The 18,148-nt window shown below is 39.4% G+C and carries 18 protein-coding genes and 2 pseudogenes; 5 read left to right on the top strand and 15 right to left on the bottom strand.

All coding sequences use genetic code 11. From position 1 onward, the window contains the following. From BLP58_RS11875 to BLP58_RS04745, 8 genes and pseudogenes are all read right to left on the bottom strand, one after another. Positions 1-67: pseudogene (locus BLP58_RS11875) on the bottom strand (IS607 family transposase); the annotation flags it as partial. A gap of 179 nt (positions 68-246) precedes the next feature. Continuing rightward, complete coding sequence (murC, locus tag BLP58_RS04775) at positions 247-1,560, bottom strand: UDP-N-acetylmuramate--L-alanine ligase (RefSeq protein ID WP_013853731.1); 1,314 nt, start codon at positions 1,558-1,560, stop codon at positions 247-249. Positions 1,561-1,770: 210 nt separating this feature from the next. Further along, positions 1,771-2,418 (bottom strand): YtpR family tRNA-binding protein, encoded by a 648-nt coding sequence (ytpR, locus tag BLP58_RS04770; RefSeq protein ID WP_013853730.1) that lies wholly within the window; start codon positions 2,416-2,418, stop codon positions 1,771-1,773. 20 nt (positions 2,419-2,438) lie between these two features. Then, on the bottom strand, positions 2,439-2,759 hold the full coding sequence (locus BLP58_RS04765; RefSeq protein WP_013853729.1) for a thioredoxin family protein: 321 nt from the start codon (positions 2,757-2,759) through the stop codon (positions 2,439-2,441). 71 nt (positions 2,760-2,830) lie between these two features. Next, on the bottom strand, positions 2,831-2,968 hold the full coding sequence (locus BLP58_RS04760) for a hypothetical protein (protein ID WP_013853728.1): 138 nt from the start codon (positions 2,966-2,968) through the stop codon (positions 2,831-2,833). Positions 2,969-3,131: 163 nt separating this feature from the next. Then, positions 3,132-3,788: a tRNA (guanosine(46)-N7)-methyltransferase TrmB gene (gene trmB / locus BLP58_RS04755; RefSeq protein ID WP_013853727.1), complete on the bottom strand. Its 657-nt coding sequence runs from the start codon at positions 3,786-3,788 to the stop codon at positions 3,132-3,134. 10 nt (positions 3,789-3,798) lie between these two features. Continuing rightward, a complete protein-coding gene (locus BLP58_RS04750; RefSeq protein WP_013853726.1) occupies positions 3,799-5,010 on the bottom strand; it encodes an ABC transporter permease in 1,212 nt (403 codons plus the stop codon). After that, positions 5,003-5,746: an ABC transporter ATP-binding protein gene (locus BLP58_RS04745; protein WP_013853725.1), complete on the bottom strand. Its 744-nt coding sequence runs from the start codon at positions 5,744-5,746 to the stop codon at positions 5,003-5,005. Before BLP58_RS04745 ends, BLP58_RS04750 begins: the two co-directional genes overlap by 8 nt. Before the next feature lie 92 nt (positions 5,747-5,838). Between BLP58_RS04745 and BLP58_RS04740 the strand changes: the two genes are divergently transcribed. The 4 genes from BLP58_RS04740 (at position 5,839) to BLP58_RS04725 (ending at position 8,064) form a co-directional block, all read left to right on the top strand. Continuing rightward, on the top strand, positions 5,839-6,270 hold the full coding sequence (locus BLP58_RS04740) for an HIT family protein (RefSeq protein WP_013853724.1): 432 nt from the start codon (positions 5,839-5,841) through the stop codon (positions 6,268-6,270). Between the two features lie 10 nt (positions 6,271-6,280). Continuing rightward, the gene (locus BLP58_RS04735) at positions 6,281-6,625 is read left to right on the top strand and encodes a hypothetical protein (protein WP_013853723.1); all 345 of its coding nucleotides are present in this window, start codon (positions 6,281-6,283) and stop codon (positions 6,623-6,625) included. 108 nt (positions 6,626-6,733) lie between these two features. Continuing rightward, complete coding sequence (locus tag BLP58_RS04730) at positions 6,734-7,636, top strand: peptidylprolyl isomerase PrsA (RefSeq protein ID WP_013853722.1); 903 nt, start codon at positions 6,734-6,736, stop codon at positions 7,634-7,636. Positions 7,637-7,806: 170 nt separating this feature from the next. Continuing rightward, positions 7,807-8,064, top strand: coding sequence for a type II toxin-antitoxin system RelB/DinJ family antitoxin (locus BLP58_RS04725; RefSeq protein ID WP_013853721.1), 258 nt, complete (start codon positions 7,807-7,809; stop codon positions 8,062-8,064). 292 nt (positions 8,065-8,356) lie between these two features. Here BLP58_RS04725 and BLP58_RS04715 read toward each other — a convergent pair. Together BLP58_RS04715 and BLP58_RS04705 are read right to left on the bottom strand one after the other, a co-directional pair. Further along, positions 8,357-9,458 (bottom strand): annotated as a pseudogene (locus tag BLP58_RS04715) (RNA-guided endonuclease InsQ/TnpB family protein). Positions 9,459-9,916: 458 nt separating this feature from the next. Further along, positions 9,917-10,399, bottom strand: a complete 483-nt coding sequence (locus BLP58_RS04705) for a Panacea domain-containing protein (RefSeq protein ID WP_025084153.1) — start codon at positions 10,397-10,399, stop codon at positions 9,917-9,919. A gap of 140 nt (positions 10,400-10,539) precedes the next feature. Here BLP58_RS04705 and BLP58_RS04700 point away from each other — a divergent pair, with 140 nt between their 5' ends. Next, positions 10,540-10,962, top strand: coding sequence for a PAS domain-containing protein (locus BLP58_RS04700; protein ID WP_013853718.1), 423 nt, complete (start codon positions 10,540-10,542; stop codon positions 10,960-10,962). A gap of 43 nt (positions 10,963-11,005) precedes the next feature. Here BLP58_RS04700 and BLP58_RS04695 read toward each other — a convergent pair whose 3' ends face one another. From BLP58_RS04695 to BLP58_RS04675, 5 genes are read right to left on the bottom strand one after another with little or no spacing between them, the layout of a single operon-like run. Beyond that, on the bottom strand, positions 11,006-11,983 hold the full coding sequence (locus tag BLP58_RS04695; protein ID WP_025084152.1) for a 3'-5' exoribonuclease YhaM family protein: 978 nt from the start codon (positions 11,981-11,983) through the stop codon (positions 11,006-11,008). Next, positions 11,976-14,474: an ATP-binding protein gene (locus BLP58_RS04690; protein WP_013853716.1), complete on the bottom strand. Its 2,499-nt coding sequence runs from the start codon at positions 14,472-14,474 to the stop codon at positions 11,976-11,978. Before BLP58_RS04690 ends, BLP58_RS04695 begins: the two co-directional genes overlap by 8 nt. After that, positions 14,455-15,672, bottom strand: coding sequence for a metallophosphoesterase family protein (locus tag BLP58_RS04685; protein ID WP_013853715.1), 1,218 nt, complete (start codon positions 15,670-15,672; stop codon positions 14,455-14,457). The genes BLP58_RS04690 and BLP58_RS04685 overlap by 20 nt, the downstream gene beginning before the upstream one ends. An 8-nt stretch (positions 15,673-15,680) precedes the next feature. Further along, positions 15,681-16,031, bottom strand: coding sequence for a YlbF/YmcA family competence regulator (locus tag BLP58_RS04680; RefSeq protein ID WP_013853714.1), 351 nt, complete (start codon positions 16,029-16,031; stop codon positions 15,681-15,683). 18 nt (positions 16,032-16,049) lie between these two features. Further along, a complete protein-coding gene (locus tag BLP58_RS04675; protein WP_013853713.1) occupies positions 16,050-18,107 on the bottom strand; it encodes a PBP1A family penicillin-binding protein in 2,058 nt (685 codons plus the stop codon). Between the last annotated feature and the right edge of the window lie 41 nt (positions 18,108-18,148).

The raw sequence follows: 18,148 nt of genomic DNA, 5'->3' as shown, positions 1-18,148 counted from the left end.
CGATATTTAAATATTTAGAAGCTTGTCCGATAGATAAATACTTGGGTAATTGTGTATTGGATGCCATAAAAAAACTCCTCAACTTTCGTTAAGGATATTATATCACTTATTGTCATAAATTAACAGATTTTATCACTTTTTAGTATTTATTTTGTTAACTGCTGATAACCCCATAATCAAATTATAAACCAGAGACGCAAAAAAAGTCCTATTTGCAATTTGCAAATAGGACCTTAGTCCAATTAACTACAGCAACTTTTCAAAAGCATCTTCGTACTTAGGTATGTCGCCGGCACCCATGAAGACGATGACGGAATTCTTATTCTTGGTCAAGTCAGCAATGTTGTCTAAATCGATCACTTCTGAACCAGGAATATTTTTAACCAAATCCTCACTAGAAATGTCGCCGTTAGCTTCACGTGCTGAAGCATAAATTGGAGTAACATAAGCCTTGTCGACGTCGCTTAAGATTTCTTCAAAGTCCTTTTGGTACTTCTTGGTTCTGGAGAATGTGTGTGGTTGGAAAACAACAACCAACTTCTTGTCTGGAAACTTTTGACGGGCAGCTTGAATAGTAGCACGCATTTCAGTTGGGTGGTGTGCATAGTCGTCGATCACAGCAATGTCGCCGAAGTCTTTTTCACTAAATCTACGCTTAGCACCCATAAATGACGGTAAGCCCTTCTTGATGTCTTCCATTGGCACCTTTTCGGTGTAGGCAACAGCAATTACGGCAGTCGAGTTCAAAATTGAGTGATCACCAAATAAGTGAATCTCAAATTCACCCAAGTCCTTGCCGTGAGCTAAAACGTGGAACTTGGAACCAGTAGTTGACTTCTTAATATCAGTAGCTTGGAAGTCATCGCTGTCGCTGAAGCCGTAAGTGTACTTAGGAATATCAGTCTTCAAACTTTGCAAACGTTTGTCATCGCCCCAAACAAAGAGTGCCTTCTTGGTTTGGTCAGCAGCTGATTGGAATGCGCTGGTGTAGTCGGCCTGATCCTTGAAATAGTCTGGGTGATCGAAGTCGATGTTGGTCATGATTTGGTAATCTGGGTGGTATGCCAAAAAGTGACGACGGTATTCATCAGCCTCGTAAACAAAGAAACGTGAGCCTGCAACACCTTTGCCACGGCCATCACCAATTAAATATGAAGTTGGAGCGACTTCGCCCAAAACGTGTGATAACAGACTAGTAGTTGAGGTCTTGCCGTGGGTACCAGAAACACCGATTGAAGTATGACTTTGCACAACTTCTTCAACAGTATCTGGGTAAGATTGCCACTTAACGTCCTTATCAAGACAAGCCTTAACTTCTGGGTTATCTTCCTTGAAGGCGTTACCCTTAACGATGACTTGTTCATCGTTGCTCTTGATGTTATTCGGATCAAAGTTCTTCACTTCAATGCCGGCTTTTTCAAGTGGAACTTGAGTGAAAGTGTACTTCTCAATGTCACTGCCGGCAACATTGTAACCCAAGTCATGAAGTAAGAGTGCTAGGGATGCCATACCAGTACCCTTAATACCAATAAACCAAATTTGTTTGTTTTTATCTAACATTTATTATTCCCTCGAATTTTTAACGGATTTATTCGTTAACTATTTTACCATTTTTCTTGAAGGTTTAGTTAGCAAAAAAGTTGGCATATTTTCGACTTTCAGTAATTACGACTATTATCTCTTTTATCTTTGCATTCAAAAAACGGTTGAAAAGCTATTCAACCGTTTTACGCGCGCAGATATTCTCAGCGCCCTTTTATCAAAATTAAATTATAAAGTAATCTTACCACTAGCAATTAATTCATCGCACTTGGTTGGTTCGAATTCTGCACCAACTTCGAAGCTGTCTGGAACAACCATGATACCACGCTTTTGTGGTGCGTGTGGCAAACCTAATTCACGAGCTGAACAAATCATGCCGTATGAATCAACGCCGCGCAATTGACCTGGCCAAATTTGTTCACCACTTGGCATCAAGGTACCAGGAAGGGCAACAACAACTTTTTGACCTTGAGCGATGTTAGGAGCACCACAAACGATTTGGTGTTCTTCATCATCGCCCACTTGAACAGTGGTTACATGTAAGTGATCTGAATCTGGGTGCTTTTCACAAGTCTTAACGTAGCCGTAAACAAGAGTTGGCTTGCCGTATGCGAGTTTATCGTCAAAGCCGGCTTCAGCTAACTTCTTGTTAAGGGCAGTAAGTTCATCATCTGACAACTTAACTGGGCCATTTGGCAACTTGTCGTAGTCCATAAACTTGTCAACGTTGAAGAAGTTGAAGCCAATAGTCTTGCCTTCGTCATTAGTAACGCGGGTTACATCGTCTTTTTCTTCAAATGAGCTACGGCCTTCGTCGTGACCCAAGATAACGATCAAAGTGTTAGGATAAGCTTCTTTATTAGTACTAGTAATCATGCTTTTTTAAATCTCCTCTATTAGTCAAGTGATCGTAAAAAGTTTTCTACTTCATCTTTAGTTTTACGGTCCTTATTTACTAGTCTACCAATTTCTTTGCCATCTTGGTAGACAACAAATGAAGGAATTCCCATAATCATTAATTTTTTTGCCACGTCAACTGAGCCATCACGGTCGATTTGGTAGAATTTGGCATCAGAAAAATCTTTTTCAATTTCTGGCAAGAATGGATCAAGAAAGCGGCAGTCCGGGCACCAAGTAGCGGAGAATTCCAATACCACGTGACCTGACTTGATGATTTCTTGCAATTTATCTTCGGTTAATTCTTTAATTTTTTCCATGTTGTTACCTCACTTGCTTACTATTTATAAGTATTATATAAAAATCAATTTGCTTTCGCAATAATTTCAGTTTAGCCATTAACCATCCAATCATGAAAATTAGGTGACTTAGCAGGATCATAATGACCGTTCTTATCAATATCTACTTTTTCTTCAGGTAATTCAGCAATTAAATTTGCCCAATCTACTGATGTTGGTATGTTATCCATAACAATTACCTCATCCATGATATTTATTAATAATTTTCCTTTTATATTATACTTATTTGAACATCTAATTTCATATTTTATAACTCAGAAAATATGAAAAAAAGTATTTCTTTCCAATGCTCTAAACACAAGATAGAAATACTTCTTTTTATTCTTCACAATATTATTTTTCATCAAAACTAGCATGCAACGCATAAATCGGATTGCCCTTAGCCGCAAACTTATGCTCATATTCAGTTTCGATATTCTTTTCAACAATCTCCGCCTTTTCATGGTGCAAGTCCACTGAGACAAAATCAAAATGCATCCCGTAATTATTCATACTTTGCACCGAATATGCAAACAAGCCCGAATTGTCCGTCTTAAACTCAATATGGCCATCTGGCTTGAGCACTTGCTCATACTTAGCTAAGAAGCTCTTGTAAGTCAAGCGGCGCTTTTCATGACGAGTCTTTGGCCACGGATCACTGAAGTTCAAGTAAATGACATCTGTCGTATTTTCATCAAAAAAGCAGTCGATATCAGCGGCATCCCCACGCAGGATCTGCAAATTATCCAAACCTTCTTCTAACTTCGTGCGCAAGATAATCCCTGCGGCCGTTGTTTGCAATTCTAAGGCCACATAATTCTTGTCCGGATTTTGCTTAGCCAAGGTCGTAATGAAATGTCCTTTGCCAGAACCTACTTCAATTTCAATCGGATGATCATTGCCAAAACGCTCGGTCCAATCGATCTTCTTTTCTGGATCTGGATTTTGCAAGACGCTTTCTGGATAATCATTAACTAACTTTACGGCCCAAGGTTTATTTCTTAATCTCATTCTCTATTCCCTATCTAATTCCAAAATTCTTTTGATTCATCTTTTTAACTTTGCTTGGCAAATATGCAGCAATGACCAGCACAGTGAAGACCAACAAAATGGCCATTGCCTCAAACAAATTAATGTTGATTGGCAACACAACTAACCAGAAGATACTGATCAATAGCCACTGGATAAACAAGCCTAACGTCAATACTTTGACCAAATCCTTACCACGATTTTGCCGCTCGATTGGATAAACGCGATACATGAAGTTGCGGTCAAACTCCGTTGCCATCGGCAATAATTGATATACCGTAAGAAAAATTACTAAGGCAGACAAGCCCAGTGCCCATTTCCAATCTTGCACTAGCCATGAAATCAAAATGGCAAAGACGGTCATTCTTACCAATAAGTTCAAGTATTCAGGGTTACGCAAAAGCGATCTTCTGTACAAGAACAAGTTTGGATTTTCCTTAGCAATTGACTTAGGTAAGAGGAAGTCTAAATACTTTCTACGTTTAATATTTACCTGCTTTTCAGCCACATCGGTGAACATGCTGAAGACAGAATATACGCGGTCCTTTCTGGCTTGTTCAGCTTTAATTGCATAGCGCCAGTCGAAAATGCCCTTTTCTTTTTTAGTCCCTAAATGAGCAATTATCATCAGAACCACAGCTTCGATTGGATAAATATAAGAGCCAAGACAGCCAATCAGTAATACTGCCAAAGTAATAACTAGACTTAGCCAATTAGGTGAATTGTAATAGAAATACAAGTTTTCTTTTTCAATTAAAAGCATGCATCCCTTTAACAAAATTGTGCCAATCACAATCAAAGCATAAGACCACACGGGAATCCCTGCCTTAATCGTCGCAAACGGAAATAAGATCCCGCCTAAAAGCACGATTAAAATAATTGGCAGCACCATGCTATATTTGATCATCGGCTTCAAATATTCTTCCATTTTGGCATCTTGCGTGAACAAGAATTGCATGTCCGCATCTTTTAATAAGGTAACTAAGCGGCCGGTTAATAACGGTAGCCACATGATCAAGCCAACCAGCGGCTTATAAAACCAGAGATTGCTTGGCATCGTCTTCATTGCCTGTGCATACCAGAACATCAAGGCACCCACTAAGAAGATCAAAGCCAGAATAAAGAAGTCATTGAAAACCAGCGTCAAGTATTTAACTGATTGCTTGAGATTTTCGTTCAGTCTTTTTTTCGCTAACTCACGCATTGCTATGATCCTCTCTATTCAAAGCCAAATATAACTTGTCAAATGGATCATCTGGCTTTAAGCCATAGTGCTGGCGAATCTCTTGCAAGCTGCCAATCACTTCAATCGTACCGTGATTAAGCACAGCGTAATTAGAGGTCGCCTGTTGCGCATCAGCTAACACGTGCGTGGTCATCAGCACCATCTTGCCATTAGAGATCGCTTGTTTAATCAGATCAATCAAGTTAGCCACAGCTAATGGATCCAAGCCAGTAAATGGTTCATCGATTACCAGCAGACTCGTATCAGCTAAAAATGCGGAGACAATCATTACCTTCTGCCGCATCCCTTTTGAGAAATGAATTGGCAGCCACTCTAATTTGTCATCAAGTCTAAACATCTTGAGCAGTTCATGTGCTCTTGTCCAAGCCTGCTTTTCATCTAAGTGGTAGCTGAGCATGGTTAATTCCAAGTGTTCCTTCAAGGTCAACTCTGGATAAAGAATTGGTGTTTCAGGGATGTAGGCAACTTGGCGCTTAAACTTAGTTGGCTGCTGAGTCAAAACCACGTCGTTTAACGTGATCTTGCCTTTTGGTGGACGAAGCAAGCCCAAAATATGCTTGATCGTGGTAGACTTACCTGCCCCGTTTAATCCGATTAAACCAAGGGCCTCGCCTGGCTTGATTTCTAAATTTATATCCTTAATAACAGGAACGCCAGTATAGCCTCCTGTTAAATGTTCAATTTTTAATGTCATTTTTTCGTTTCTTTCTTTAGTAAACTATCATGTTTTATAATATCATGGATATATGTAGAAACTAAAGTTTAACAAGCAAGAGGTAATATAATATGGAAAATTTAGATAAAGATTGTTTATTCTGCAAAATTATTCGCGGTGAAATTCCTAGCTACACCGTCTTCGAAAATGATGATGTTAAGGCATTCTTGGACACCTCACAAGTTAACCCCGGTCACACTTTGATGGTGCCAAAAAAGCACATCGTCAACTTATTCGACTACACTAAGGAAGACGCACAACGCTACTTGCAATATATTCCTGAAATTGCCAACGCAATTAAAGCTGCCTTCCCTAACGTTACTGCCATGAATATCACTACTAATAACGGTAAAGCCGCTAATCAAGTAGTAATGCATTCACACATTCACTTCATCCCTCGTTTTGAAGGTGACGGCCTGAAACTTATGACTCGCAATAATGCTGATAAGTATGACGAAGCTAAGTACAATGAAGTTGCCGACAAAATTAAGTCACAATTTTAAGGAGTAATTTATGAAGCATTTTCTGTTAGGCTCTGTTTTGGGAGCCACTGCCGGCTTGATCTTCTCTTGCATGAAAGATGATAAAGGAAATCGTCCCGGCAAACCCCTAAAGGTTGAATTCGATGGTCTTAAACATGATACCCAGAGCTTTGCTCGTGCTCTAAAAAAGACTAAGCAAGCCAGTCAAGAGTTAAACGCTCAGATGCCTGAAGCACAACGTACTATTAGCGATATGGGTGATGATATTGAAAAATATTCTCGTCATATTCAGCCAACTGTTGATCGCCTAAAGCAAAAAGGCGAAGAAATGAATCAAGATTTAGAAAATTTAGCGCCAGATAATAAAAAAGCCTAAAGAAATTTTGATTTTTCTGTGAATATTTACGTGTTTAACTACGGTTTCGCCTTTTTTATGGTATATTAGTGAATAGTTACTTATTTAAGGATGTGGAGATTTAATTATATGAAGAGTTATATGAAGAAAATTGCTGCAGTCGTTGCTGTAGCTGGTGTTGCATTATCTACTGCTGCCTGCTCTAATAGCGGCAGCAATGCTACTGTTGCTTCTTACAAGGGTGGCAAGATTACTCAACAACAATATTACGATGAAATGAAGAAGTCTCAAGCTGGTAAATCAGCTTTAGCCAACATGATCATTAATCGTGCTTTGGAACAACAATATGGCAAATACGTTTCATCTAAGAAAGTTGACAAGCAATACAACAACTACAAGAAGCAATATGGCTCACAATTCAGTGCTGTTTTACAACAAAATGGTATGACTGCTTCAGCATTTAAACAAAACTTGAAGACTAACCTCCTTTCTGAACAAGCTTTGAAGCACATTAAGAAGGTTTCTAAGAAGCAAGAACAACAAGCTTGGAAGAACTACCAACCTAAGGTAACTGTACAACATATTTTAGTTGCTAAGAAGTCAACTGCTGAAAGTATCATCAAGCAATTGAAGGATGGCAAGAGTTTCAAGAGTTTAGCTAAGAAGTACTCACTTGACACTGCTACTAAGAACAAGGCTGGTAAGTTGCCTGCATTTGACTCAACTGACAACACTTTAGACTCATCATTCAAGAGCGCTGCATTTAAGCTTAAGAACGGTGAAGTTACTTCAACTCCAGTTAAGTCACAATCTGGTTACCACGTAATCAAGATGATCAACCGTCCTGCTAAGGGTAAGTTTGCTGATCACAAGAAGGCTATCGATGACCAAATTTACGCATCAATGGCTCAAGACCAAGCAACCATGAAGGACGTTATTGCAACTGTATTGAAGCGTGCTGATGTTTCAATCAAGGATAACGACTTGAAGGATGTATTATCAGCTTACGTTTCAACTGGTACTACTAAGTAATAAAAATATTACTGCATAAAAAGATCCAATTCTCGCTTGAGGATTGGATTTTTTGTTTGGTGTGGGTAACTTCTAATTATTAGCAGTATGTTTAAAGTATAAAATACTATACATTACTTGTATCATGGTATAATATAGGCATCTTATATAATATTGAAAGGAAGATTACTATGTCATTAACATTAGGTATTGATAACAAATTAAAAGCAGAAACAAAAGCAAATCTTGAGAAAATGGGAATGGATATGACAACTGCTACGAGAATGTACTATATTTACATTAATCAGCATGGTAAGCTGCCTTTCGTCCCCAGTATTGGCAAAAGCGAACTAGACATTGCCCTAGACCAAGCTAAAAATCATCAATATGCGGGAGAATATAACTCATTAGAAGAATTCAGAAAGGATTTATATTCCGATGAGGATTAAATTTACCCCCATGTATAAAAGATCTTTAAAAAAGTCAAAGAAAAAACATTATAATTTAGGATTATTAGATAAATGTGTAACAGCTATCGTGACTCAAGATGATCTACCACCCATCAAATAGATGGGCGGTCTCTTTGTTAGAGTTTTTCTGCGAACAGCCTGACTTGTGCTCTTCATTCAAAAATGTCCACTCAAGTTTTCCCGAGCTTAGTGGCTTTTTAATTTCCACCAGAGCATAGCGGTCGGCCTATCTTAGCAAGGCTTGGCCCAAGCCCGTTTTTGCTATTTTCTTTTAGCTAGCCGCTCTAGCTAAGATGTTCTTAGCCGCATTTTCATCTCGATCGTGATCTGTTTGACAGTATGGACAAGTCCAGTTTCTGACTGCCAGCCAGTCTCTAGTTTTCATGTGCGCAAACTGCGGATTCTTTCTGCCGCATGCCGAACAGATGCGACTAGTATACTGCGGCGCCACCACAATTAATTTCTTGCCGTACCACTCGCACTTATACGCCAACAGCCTTCTGAACGTTGCCCAAGAAGCATTAGCGACATTATGCGCCAATTTGTGATTGCCTAAAAGATTCTTGACTTTCAAATCTTCAATGGCAATCACATCATAGCTTTTAACCAGCTCAGTCGTCACTTTTTGCAGGTAGTCGTATCTGATGTTTCTGATCTTCAGCTGGTACTTGCTTTTGGTCTTTCTCAGATTCTGCCAATTATAATAATCATACTTGTCTATTTTGGCTTCTTTGTGGTTTTTATTAAACTTGGCTACTCTCTTTTCAATTGCTGTGCGACTGCGGTCGCAATGACTTTGACGCCTGATCATTTCTTTTTCCAGCTCAAAGGTGTCAGGCACATTAAAGTGGCGGCCATCACTGGTAACTAGCCACTCTTTGCCCAGGCCAACATCAATGCCATTCTTTTTGCCAATTCTTAAATGATGCGGACTAAGCACTTCAATCTGAGCTTGAGCGCCAGCTCTAGTTTGATATTTAACGTTTTTAATCGTTGTTGTTTGAGAATAATACTTACGGCTTTTAAACCTAGGCTTGCCTTGCTTAACTTGCTTTTTAGTCAGAAAAGCCCACATAGCATCGCTAAAGCGCTCGACAGTAAATTGCAAGGAGGTGCTGTTAATTCGCTTAAGCCATTCATGCTCTTTGCGCATTAAAGGTAGCCAGCTCTTCAAGATCCCAATCTTGGGAAACTTAAGCTGAGGATTAGCCTCATAGCGTGCCTCAAAAGCAGCTACAAATTGGTTCCAGACAAAGCGGTTAGCTCCAAACAGCTGCCAAATCCAGGCGATTTCTTCGCCCTCTGGATAAATGCGATATTTTCTAGTGCCAAGCTGAATTTTCCTGCTCAGCCAGCTTAGTTTTAAAAGCCATAATTTCATCTCCTGAAGATAACGATATTATTTGCGTATTTAATTTTACCATCGAAAGAATAAATTTAGATAAAAAAGCAGGAGAAAGACCAAATTCATCTCCTCATCAATAGATGGGGAGGTATTCTTTGTTCTTTCTCCTCACTGTTTGTTCTTATTGCATAAAAAATTTCTAAAACAACACCACGCCCATAAATTAACTAATTATTACGAATTACATATAGAAGCAAATTGGCTTTTAGAATATGATTTCAATAAGGAAACCGGAAGTTTAATATTAATTTTAATTGATACGGGTGATCATGACGATCTAAAAAGAAAGAGATATTAGTAATTTAGCCTCTCGTTTTAATCAATGCTATTAACCAATAAAAACACTATCATATGAAAAGATCCAATTCTCGCTTGAGGATTGGATTTTTTGTTTGGTGTGGGAAATGGTGCTTTAATGTCATCTCACTAATCAGCCTTTAGAAAAATGTTTTTGAAGTAATCCTTAATTACCTCATTTTTAATTACTTGGTTGATTGGAGTATCTTGCCAAAGCTTTTCATGATGAGTTTGCTCCATCAAATCCGAAGCAGATCTCTGACCATAATAATCGTAAATTGTGTTTACAATATCTCTGATCTCAGGACCTTTTTGTACCAAATTATAATCTGCACGATCTGCATCTGTAATACTACCCTCTTCAACAATGGACCACTGGCCATTATATTTGTTATACACAGATTTGACGATAGGACCCATCTTCCAAGCTAATATCGGCTCATCAAATAACGATTCATTGCGAAGAACCAAACTTGCAGCCTGCATATAGTAAAGTAATTTCATCGCTCTCATTTGAGTTAAAGGTTCTACATTAACATATTTTTCGTCGGAATCTTTTAGTTGAGCGTAATTTTTTACCCTCATCCAATTTACTACCTGTAGTGCCTTCATAGAAAATCCCTTACTTAATCTTTCTTACATAATTGTAACTACTTATTTTACTAAGCAAAACCAAATAACCTCAATTATTTAATAACAGTCAAAGTAAACGCTTTAATGCTAAAATTAAAGTATAGAAAGAAGACTTAATTATGACTGACATTAAACTAACAGGTGGCCATCTTTCCCTAGATGAGCTCAACGCAATTTTTACCACTATTCCACAAGAATTCGACGTACTAGACGACCACGATATCGTTGTCTGGTCTTCAATGAACAAGCACCGCATTTTCCCTCGCACTGAAAAAGATATTGGCAAAACTGTCTTCGAAGTTCATCCGGGACATTCTCAAGGCCGCGTTAAGGCCGTTTTAAAGCAGATGCACGAAGGCAAACGCAACTCAATCTCCATCAACATCCATAAAGATGGACAGCCTCTCAACATTTCTTTTTATAGCTTGCATGATGATAATGGCAAGTACCTTGGCTGCGTAGAAGTTACTCAGCCCGTGCAAGACTATCAAGTGAGCGGCAGTAAATGGCGCAACTTTTTAAATATGATCCATAAGAAATAATTATTAAAAAATGACTGCAATACATTTTCGCAGTCATTTTTTCTTATTCTAAATGATGTGAATGATCTAAAGCTGGATCATTTTTCGGACGGTAATATCGTTTATTCTCCTGACTCGAAAGCGGCTCAGTGAATTCGCCCTTCGGTGTATGCTGCAAAGCATTCGTTACCGCGTAAACTGCCGCATCCAAATCATCGATTCGGTGAAGCAGCTCCGCTTCTAGGAGTGCTGGCAACTTAGGCGAACCATATTCAAAGCGGCCATGATGCGACAAAACCATATGCCGCAATAAAAGCAGGTCTTCTGACTCAAGATCAATCCCTAAATCTTGCGCAGCTAGCATAATTTGCTCATCAATTAAAACCAAGTGACCGACTAAATTACCCTCTGCCGTATACTGCGTAGCAACTGGACCAGATAATTCTAAGACCTTGCCCATATCATGCACGATGCATCCCGCATAAAGGAGCGACCGGTTAATTTGTTCATAATTATCTGCCAGGCCCTTTGCATCCCTCAACATCGACAATGTATGAAAAGCCAGCCCGCCGCGAACCGCATGGTGATTGCTCTTGCCAGCTGGATAATCGTAGAAACGCTTGCCCCACTTTTTAAGCAGATATTCCACAATCGACTTCCAAGTTGGGTTTTGCACCTGTGCAAGAAAGCTATTAATTTCCTTTTTCATCTCGTCAATTGGCTCCGGCGCAGATTTCACGAACTGATCAAGCTCATAGCCTTCTTGTGGTCCTACCACGCGCAAGCTATAAATCCGAATTTGCGGACGACCTTGATATTCCTCGCGTTTGCCGTTCAATTCCACAATCGTACCCGTGCTAAAAGTGGCCGTATCCTGATGATTAGCATCCCAATAGTTGCCGCGAATTTCACCAGAACCATCGCCAAATTGCATCGCTAAATAAAGATTATCTTTCTTATTGTGCCGTAATTGCAAATTTTTAATTAAAACAACAATGTCCATTTCTTCGCCATCGTTGTAGTCTAACAATCTTTTAAGCATTTTGGGTTCCTTTCGTAAAAGTCAACGGCTCGATTTGCAACTGGTCGACCAATTTCTCTTGGGCCGTAAAAATCAATACCTGATTATTTTCGCTAATCCTCTTGAGCAGCTTTTCAATATAGCTGACGCGTCGATCGTCAAAGTTCACAAATGAATCATCAATTAAGATTGGCAAATTAATTTTGTCTTTAATCTGTTCAATAAAGGCCAACTTCAAGGCAAAGTACAACTGCTCTGCCGTACCACGCGACAAGTATTTCACTTCACGCTTCTTGCCATCGTGACGAATAACCGTCAACTTTTTAGCTAAATCAATCCCAGTATAACGACCACCGGTGAGCAATGCAAAATATTCTTGTGCTGCCGCAATCATCTTAGGAAAACGTTCGTTAGAGGCTATATCAAGCGAACGACTAATCCAAGTTGAAGCTAAGAGATCAGCCAAGTATTCTTTGCTGCTATTAATAAAATTAGTTTCAGTATTGGCGAGATCCTGCTTTGCCTGAAAGACAGCCGTTGAATCGGCCAAATTATTTAATTTAACCTGCAATTGAGCCAGTTCTTGTTGAGCAGTGCTAATTTCACTGGTTGCAGCTTCCATTTGTTGGTCCAATTTATGCAGTTTTTGCAGTAATTCAGAAGCATTAAGTTCTTTTAATTGAGCCAAGTCCTGCCCTAAGCTTTCCTTTAAGGTATTAACTTGCGTTTTAATCTTAGCCTGACGGAGTGACTCTTGATAAAGCTCATCGTAGCCTGCCATATTTTCAACGTTGGCTTGGGCAAATATGGTTTTAAGTTTTAATCCCAGTTCTTTGAGATCTTGCTCATCCTGCTTGAGAGATGCAGTTAAGCTAGCCTTTTTCTGCTGGCTGGCTTGAATACTGTCAACGTGATTGGCAACTTCATCCAGGGCAGTCAAAACTGCCGTAAAATCATTTTCTACAGGCTGTTTTAACGTGTTTTGCACTGCCGTGGATAGTTGAGCCACTTCTTGATTAATCTCATTTATTTGCTCGTTATTGTCAGCCTCGGCACTTTCTTTTAAATGATACTGCCCTAAATTAGTTAAAACATTATTCAGATCTAGAGTATCTGAGTTTAGACCATACTTTTGCTTAAAATCTTCCCGCTTACTTTGAGCTAACTGCTGCTTCTGCAAAATTGACGCATTACTTGCTTTTTGTTGATTGGCTTTACTATATCCTATAATCAAAAAGATAAAGCCCGCACTCAAAGCGGCAACTCCAACCATGCCCATTGTAATTATTATAATCAGCCCAATTACAGCGAAAACAGCACCAGCTGCATACCAGAACTTATTATTAGTGTTATTAACTTGAGGCGCACTATCCACCTGCTTGGGCAAAGCTAGATAATCATTTTGCAGTTGCTTAATCTGCGCTTGATCGTAGCCCAGCAATGGTTCAATATCCGGCGTCAAAGTCAAAAGCTGTTCTTTTTCCTGCTTTAACTGCTTGCCCTTTTGCAGACAAGCCTTGTATTCTGCCTGCCATTGCAAAAGCTGTGGCTTCTGCTGGATCAATTCTTTAGCAGCAGTCAAATCTTCACTTGAATCAGTTAACTCCGTTAGCTGCTCTTTCAGAGATTCAATCGTTTTCTGCAAGTTGCGGCCCTGCGACATGATGTCCTGAGCTCTTTGATAATTTTCACCATCAAAAGCAACATCTTTCACCTGCTTTTGCAAATCAAGCAGATTTTGATAATTACCAAGTTCTTTTTGCAAATCACGCAAACTTTGTTCTTGTTTTTGCAATTTGGCTAAAATCGACTGCTTTTCTTGTAAAATCTCTTTTTGAGCAGAAAATTTCTGGTCTAATTGTTCATAATCGCTAAATTCCGCTTGCGTAGCCGTCAAATGTTCACGGTCATCCGTCATCTGCTTTAACAAACGATTAACTTCTGGCTTCTTACCCGTCTTTTTGAACAGCTTGCCAGCATCTTTGGCAAAATCATCACGCAACTGTAACAATTGGCTACTATTAGCTGCGCCTAGGTAATAGATACGTTCTAGTAAATCCGCCTGGCTTAAGCTGGTCACTTGCCCCAGCATCTCTTGGTTAAAAATAAAGCTATCGGCATAAAACGAACCGTCGATATTCTGAATTTGATCAAAAAAGACGCTCTCTGGCACAACCTGGCCGTCTTTTTTAACGGTTAAAATACCGCACTTAGTCTTGTCACCCTTGGCATAAAGGCGTTCCAGCTCATATTCATATTCACCGTCAGCCGCAGTAAAAACTAAACTACCGCCCATCGGACTAACGTGAGCTAGTGGCGTGTAGTCTTCAAAAAAGGGTGATGAATTGCTGCGCAAATGAAAACCAAACAGAATTTGCTTGATGAAGGCAACGGTCGTACTCTTACCCGCCTCATTTGCACCGAAGAAAACATCCAATTGGTCGCTAGGCAAATCAAAAGTTTTATTGGAGAACTGCCCAAAATTGATAATTTTAATTTGTTTCAGTCTCATCGGTAATTCCTTTCAATTTACTCATTAGCTTAACCTCGGTCAATTGCTTAACAGCTTCAATAAAATCGGGATCAGCCGCCAATTTTTCAGTTAACGGATCTTTCTTCTGCCAGTCTTTAACAATTTGGCTAAATTCTGCACTAGTAAAGATTTCACCTTTTGCTTGGTCAAAAGCCTGTTGATCACTGTCATTTAATTCAAGACTATTATTAATCTCAAAGCGAACATCCACTAATTGAGACCCAGCAGCTAAATTCATGGAAACAGTTTGCCAAAAATCAGAATCCTGAACTAGCTCCCGTTCTTCAGCAGTTAGATATTGTGCACCTTTAATCTGCAAACTAAAATACGACTTTTGCTCAGCCTGCAAACTATTGATAATCTTAGCCTGCAAATCATTTTTACTAATCGCTGCCTCAAGATTGATTGCACGACTTTGCCAAACAATTGGGCCGGTTTGCTTAAATTCGATTGTTGTCTTTCTGCTGTTTTCATCAATCTTACCTAAGTAACATCCCTTTTCGCCCATCTCATTAATGTGCCGGCCCTGAATATTGCCCGGATAAACAATCCAAGGAGCAGTCGATAAATTGTTGCGCGCGTGAATATGACCTAAAGCAAAATAATCATAGTTTAATTCTTTAATTTCACTGACCGTAAATGGAGCATAAACATTCTTGTGGCTATCATTTTCCTTTTCTTGAGCATGCATTAAGCCAAAAGTATAATTAGAGCCTTTTTCAGAAAAATCCGGCATCATATCGCGAGTAATATGATTATTTAAATATGAAAAGCCAACTACATCATAAGCAAAACCACTTTGGGTAGTAAAAGTAGACTTTTCAACTTTTTCGTTAGCACCCAGTAATTTGAAGTATGGACTTGGACTGACCAACAAGTCTTCTTTTTTCATATGATCGTGGTTACCAAAAATCATAACCACTTGAATTTGTTGATCGGTCAAGCGTTTAATCTGTTCAGCAAAAAATAGCTGCGCACGCGGCGACGGTTGATCACTATCAAAGGTATCGCCCGCAATTAAAATTAGATCAACATCTTCCTTTAGCGCCAGATCAACGATTCTCGTTAATGATTGATCGGCTGCTTGATAAATTTGGTTAAATTCCTTAGATGGCAAAAAAGATAGCCCACGAAATGGACTATCTAAGTGCGCATCTGCAAAGTGAATAAATTTCATCGCGAATTTTAATTTCTAAGATCTTCATAAAGATCATTAATTGGCTTAGTGTAGGTCTTTTGCACATCACCAAGCAGATTGTACAAGTCTTGTTCAGTCTTAAGAAGTGAAACAATCTTTTCGTTCTTTTGCACCTTACCGTTCAGATCTTGGTAAGCTTGTTGATCTTCCTTAGCCATTGGCTTACCCGATTGTTGAGCTTGCAAAATCTTGGTTTGCAATTCATCCATCTTCTTGAACAATGCTGAACTTTCTTCATCAGCTTGCACAGCCTTGATAGCATCTGCTAAAGCCTTGTATTGTTCTGTCTTCGTTAAGTCTTCTGCTAATTGGTTAGCTGAATCGTAAATATTAACCATTCATGGTCCTCCTAAATTTTATTGGCCAAAAAGCCCTTTGACATCATTATACCATTCATTGATCTTCTGTCCCGCAGAACCTAAGCCATCTTGAATTTTTTCTCCTAAACCGCCGGTCCAGTCGAAGTTCGAACCATTATTTTTGATAATTTGTCCCGGTGACTTCTCAGTAAATTGCGTTTGCGCAGTATATGGCAAAATTCCTTCCATCTCTGCCTTATACAGTCGCGTTATGCCAGTTTCAGAAATTCCCTGCATAAAGTGCTGCTTATTGGTCCGGTCAAAGCCGACCCAAGTAGCTAAGACGACATCGGGAGTATAACCGACAATCCATTGATCCTTAGTGCCAAAGCCATAAGAATTAGGTACCTCGGTTGAGCCAGTCTTACCGGCTACTCGATAACCGCTCGGCTGAGCGGCTTGACCCGTACCACTAGTAAAGACGCCCAACATCATGGTAGTCATTTCTTTAGCGGTATTTTCGGAGATAATGCGATGCGTGCCTGGATTGTTATTCTCGGCTAAAACATTACCACTGGCATCTGTAATTTTAGTGATAAAGAAAGAATTATTTGGCAAATTTCCCTTATTAGCAAAAGCCGAATAAGCATGAGCCATCTGCAAAGGAGAAATACCGGTAGATAAACCACCTAAAGCTAAAGCAAGATTGCGGTCGCTCTTAGGTACCTTAATGCCAAAGTTTTCTACCGATTGAACACCTTTGCTTACCCCGATTTTATCTAGGAGCCATACTGCAGGCACGTTTTTACTTTGAGCCAAGGCCTCATACATTGGAATCTTGTTAGAATAGCTATTATCAACGTTATGCGGTTCATAATTATTTTTACCGAATTTTTGCAATTTATTCGATAATTCCGAATCATAGTGATAGCCATTTTGCAAAGCTGGCGCGTAAACTGCTAGTGGCTTAATGGATGAACCAGGCTGACGCTTCATCTGCGTTGCCCGATTATAACCACGAAAGACATGTTTGCCCCGACCACCAACGACAGCACGCACAGCACCAGTTCCTGGATCCATGACTACGCTAGCTCCTTGACAAGCCGTACCATCAGTCCCGTCTTGAGGGAAGAGCCAGCTTTCTTCAAAGGTATTTTGCAAACGGCCTTGATAATTCTGGCTCAAAGTCGTGTAAATTTTTAGTCCTTTATTCATTACCTGCTCTTCAGTCAAACCGTACTTACTGATGGCTTCGTCAACCACAGCATCAAAGAAGTAAGGATAACGGTAGCCATCTTTATTTCTAAAAGTATTCTCAAGCTGCAAACCTTGCTTAGCATAAGCCTTAGCTTGCGCAGCAGTTAATTTACCATTATCGGCCATCAAGCTTAATACTAAATTACGCCGCGACAAGGCATTACCCATATGGTCAACGGGATTGTAAAAACTAGGATTACGCAGCATCCCCGCTAAAGTAGCCGCTTCACCTACCGTCACATGACTGGCATTCTTGCCAAAATATCTGCGACTAGCATCCTGCACGCCCCATACTCCGTTGCCAAAGTAGGCGTTATTCAGATACATCGTCAGAATATCTTTTTTAGAATAAACATGGTTAATCTCAATAGCAAAGAACAATTCTTCTAGCTTCCGTGAGAAAGTCTGCTGCTGCGTTAATAAAGAATTCTTTGCTAGTTGCTGCGTTAGCGTTGACCCACCACCAGTAACTTGTCCGTGGTGAATCACCAAACTCAAGGCTGCTCTAGCCATCCCTTTAATACTAAAACCGGGATTTTTCCAGAAAGTCTGATCTTCTGTTGAAATTACGGCATTTTTAATATTAGGCGAGATCTGGTTATATTCGACAAAAGATCCCTTCTGCGAATACAGTGAGCCTGCCTTTTTGCCCTTATAATCATAAATAGTCGTTGTCGTTGACAACGCTGCCTTTAAATTAGAAATATTCGATGTCTTAACTTTAATTGTATAATATGTACAAGTTAAAAAAATGAGAGTGAGCAGGATTAAAATAATCCAGCGTCCGATGAAAAAGCGATTATCAAAGCGATGCCATCTATCTTTAAAAAAGCTTTTTCTTGGTTGGTCGTTATTCATTAACATTGCTCCTTATAATTAGAAATAAGAAAATTGTATCA

The sequence above is a fragment of the Lactobacillus kefiranofaciens genome (assembly GCF_900103655.1).
Taxonomy (GTDB): Bacteria; Bacillota; Bacilli; order Lactobacillales; family Lactobacillaceae; genus Lactobacillus; species Lactobacillus kefiranofaciens.
The sequence above is the reverse complement of the archived record's forward strand: the minus strand, read 5'-3'. Positions and strand labels throughout refer to the sequence as shown.